3 protein-coding genes and 2 pseudogenes are annotated in these 3,725 nt (G+C 60.3%); 2 read left to right on the forward strand and 3 right to left on the reverse strand.

Annotation, left to right across the window (positions count from 1 at the left end; genetic code table 11):
- On the forward strand, positions 1-405 hold a 405-nt coding region (locus QM600_RS29115), incomplete at its 5' end, for an enoyl-CoA hydratase-related protein (protein ID WP_283265230.1).
- Positions 406-424: 19 nt separating this feature from the next.
- On the forward strand, positions 425-814 hold the full coding sequence (locus tag QM600_RS29120) for a VOC family protein (protein WP_283265232.1): 390 nt from the start codon (positions 425-427) through the stop codon (positions 812-814).
- A 54-nt stretch (positions 815-868) separates the two neighbouring features.
- On the opposite strand, the gene QM600_RS29125 is transcribed toward QM600_RS29120, so the two are convergent.
- From QM600_RS29125 to QM600_RS29135, 3 genes and pseudogenes are all read right to left on the reverse strand, one after another.
- The gene (locus QM600_RS29125) at positions 869-1,228 is read right to left on the reverse strand and encodes a hypothetical protein (RefSeq protein WP_283265233.1); all 360 of its coding nucleotides are present in this window, start codon (positions 1,226-1,228) and stop codon (positions 869-871) included.
- A 2-nt stretch (positions 1,229-1,230) separates the two neighbouring features.
- Positions 1,231-1,934: pseudogene (locus QM600_RS29130) on the reverse strand (ABC transporter ATP-binding protein).
- A 37-nt stretch (positions 1,935-1,971) separates the two neighbouring features.
- Positions 1,972-3,398 (reverse strand): annotated as a pseudogene (locus QM600_RS29135) (type 1 periplasmic-binding domain-containing protein).
- Positions 3,399-3,725: the final 327 nt, after the last annotated feature.

Consider the following 3,725-nt stretch of genomic DNA (forward strand, 5'->3'; position numbering starts at 1 on the left):
TTCAAGCAGACCGACGCCGACGTCGGAAGCTTCGACGGCGGCTACGGCAGCGCCTACCTCGCGAAGATGGTCGGACAGAAGTTCGCTCGCGAGATCTTCTTCCTCGGCGAGACGTACACCGCTGAAGACATGCATCAGATGGGCGCCGTCAACAAGGTGGTCGACCACGCTGAACTCGAGAACGTCGCCATCGAGTGGGCCGGCAAGATCAACGGCAAGTCGCCACAAGCCCAGCGCATGCTCAAGTACGCCTTCAACCTGCAGGACGACGGCCTGGTCGGTCAACAGCTGTTTGCCGGTGAGGCAACACGTTTGGCGTATATGACGGACGAAGCCGTGGAGGGTCGCGACTCGTTCCTCGAAAAGCGTGACCCCGACTGGACCCCTTACCCCTGGTATTTCTGAGAATTACAGGAGACTCTTCATGGAGATTCTGAGCAGCCGGACGATACTGCGCCCCGCAGACTACGAGCTGACCCTGAGCTTCTACCGCGACACTCTCGGCTTGGCGATTGCCCGTGAATACCCCGGTGGCACGGTCTTTTTCGTCGGGCAAGGCTTGGTCGAGGTCGCGGCGCACGGCGGTACCGGCAGCGGCGGGTTCCGCGGCGCGATCTGGATGCAGGTCCGCGACCTCACCGCAGCCCAGACAGAGTTGGTTCTCGCCGGCGTCAAGATTGCCCGCGAGGCTCGCCAGGAACCGTGGGGCCTGCACGAGATGTGGATCGCCGACCCGGACGGAACACCGATCGTCATGGTGCAGATTCCGGAGGATCATCCGATTCGACGGGATTCCCGAACACCCGCCCCGTAACAGAAGCAAGAATGCCCGCCACGAGACTCGTGGCGGGCATTGTCATGTCAACACTCAGATACGAGAGTTCAGAGCTTGCGCGATCTGATCAGTCTGCGCCTGACCCTCCAACAACTGCCGAACCAACCACAGCCGCAACACCTTCGCCACGGAGGCCGCGACGAACAGAGCTCCGCCGATCACAGCGAGAGCCAGGAACGCGACGGCCAGGATCTGGTAGGAAGCGATGTTCTGCAGATCCGACTCCGTCAACGACGAGATGTAGATGACAAACGCTCCGACCACACCCACAACCATCAAGATCAGGCCACCGAACCGCATTCTGCCGTCACTACCCGACTGTCCTTTGTCGATCTTCAACTCTGCGATGTTCTTCTTGAACTCACCGCGCCGATCTTGCGCAACAGTAGTCATCGTCATCCTCCTAGGTAGCTGGCAGAAAGTTCTTCTTCGATATCGTGGGGGTTCCGGTACCCACCACACGACCCTGCAACATCAACGCAGCAGACGTGGCGATCGGCAATACAGCGCGAGCGAACTGCTCGGCTACAAGGATGGAAATACCCTCAGCTGCAAGCGAACCCACCACGTCGTACATCTGCGAGACGATACGAGGCGCGAGTCCCATCGACAATTCGTCGAGCAACAGCACCGTGGGGTTCGTCCCCAATGCGCGGGACAGCGCGAGCATCTGCTGCTCACCGCCCGACATCGAACCCGCCAACTGACTGCGGCGCTCCCCCAGAATCGGGAACCTCGTGTACGCGATCTCTTCGAGTTCCGCGAGCGAAGCCCCGGTTCCCGTTGCGATCCACAGGTTTTCACGCACCGACAGGTTCGCGAAAATTCCTCGGCCTTCCGGGATGGAGCACACACCCAGACGAGCTAACTCCGACACTTCGATCCCGTTGACCACCCGTCCGGCGAGCTTGAACTCACCACGAGTAACCGACAGAACGCCGGAGCAGACCTTCAAGGTCGAGGTCTTACCGCCACCGTTCGGACCGAGCAATGCCACGACGGCGCCCGGCTCGAGAACCAGATCCACTCCGTGCAGAACCTCGATGGATCCGTAACCGGCACGCACACCAGATAATTCGAGCAACGGCTCCGGGCGCACATGAGGCGCCGGCACTGTAGGGGATGAATCAGGTGGATCAAGACTCCGGCTTGATCACATTCGCGTTCTGGTACTTCGTGGAGATGCGATCGGCATCCAGTTCGGTGCCCCAGATGCTCTTGTCGGTAGCGATCAGATACTTAGGGTCGCACTTGAACTCACCGCCCTGAGCCGGGAAGGCCTGCGAGTAGGTATCGCCCTTCAGCGACACCATCAGGCCTCACGTCGCCGGCATGTTCTTACCCGGATCGGTCGGCGCGTGCAGTCCGCCGGCGGTCCAGTCGTGGATCTGCGACAGTTCGTTGACCATGAGGTCGCTGCCGCACTTGTCTGCGGCGGTCGCCCCGAGCAGGAACGACGACGCCGACTGCATGCCCAGCAGTGCCGTCTTGCCGCCTCCCGCGGAAACCAGATCGGAGTACGTCTTCACAGCCGGAACCTTGTCCGCGTTCTCGAGCATCTGGAAAATCATGTCCGCATTGAGATTGTCGAGCAGTCCGGTGTCCTTGTTCCACGCCGCAACGGGCTCGCCGTACCAGGTGGCCTCACCGAAGAAGATGGGGTCGATGCCGACCTGATCGAGGGCCTTGACGAAGTTCAGCTCTGGCGGACTGGCTGAACGGGACGTCCAAATGCCCTTGACTCCGCATTCCTTGAACTTCTCGGCAAACGGGACGTAGCTGGATTCTCCCTCGTAGTTGAGGGTCACGCCGCAATCCATGAGTGTGAAGCCTGCTGCCTCTGCCATGGAACGCGACTTGGTGGTGGAGGTGATGATCGACGGCGCAGTGCTGACGGCGCAGTACTGTTGACGACGGCGAAGTCACCCAGCAGATCGGGATGCAATTCGGCCATCTGGAACCACGCTGCGGCATTGGCGTAGCCGACGGGCGTCGGCACGCCCTGATACGTCATCGGACCGTTGGTTGCATCAGCTGAGATGGTAAAGCCTGGAACGGCGACCATGTTGCACGCGACACGGGTCTGCTCTGCGGTCTGGTCCATCGCGAAGCCGTAGCCGACCATCATGAACTGGCTGCCGCAGGCTTCCTGCATGACCGAGTTGGCCTGCGTCATCGCTGCGTCGTAGTCGGTACCGACAACCTTGCGGCCGTTGATGCCGCCCTGATCGTTGCACCACGAGATGAGAGCGCCGACCGCGTCGCTCATTTCCTTGTTCAGGCCAGGCGACTTCACGTAGCCACGATCGTCGCCGAATCAGATCTTGATCTCGGTATCGGAGACACCCTGATCCGTAGCGCCTTTCGCATCGCCCGCACCGCACGGGGAATCGAGGGTGCCGAACTTCGCATCGGAACTGCTCGATACTGCAGCGGCAGTCGTACCGGATCCTCCGGTAGACGTCGCTGAAGCATCAGTGCCGCGATCTCCAGCACACGCAGACACCAAGGCTGTGGTGGCAGCAAGTGCTACGACCAGCTTCGCGGTCTTGTTGGGCTTCACTTTGTGGGGTTTCCTTCTCACAGACGTGCGCTGCCGGGCAGCGCGCTCGCTGGGTAGGTAACCAGCGTTCGAGAATCACGAAAGGTGTTTTCCCAATGGGTCAGATAGAAAAGTGAGACGCAACACAATGAATGATTAAAGTACGGCTGAACACGTCCTCAACTGCAGTGCTGCAGCACAAGGACCGCGGGGCGCCCGCAAGGTGATCGACCGCATGACTGTTCGCTGTACATTTACGCGTTCGATACGCACAATTCACGTTGTGACCGCAGAGCTCGTAATCCTCCTGGTGGTAGTTGTCACCGCCCTCGCGTTCGATTTCACGAA

The organism is Rhodococcus sp. IEGM 1379 (assembly GCF_030056815.1).
Classification (GTDB): Bacteria; Actinomycetota; Actinomycetes; order Mycobacteriales; family Mycobacteriaceae; genus Rhodococcus_F.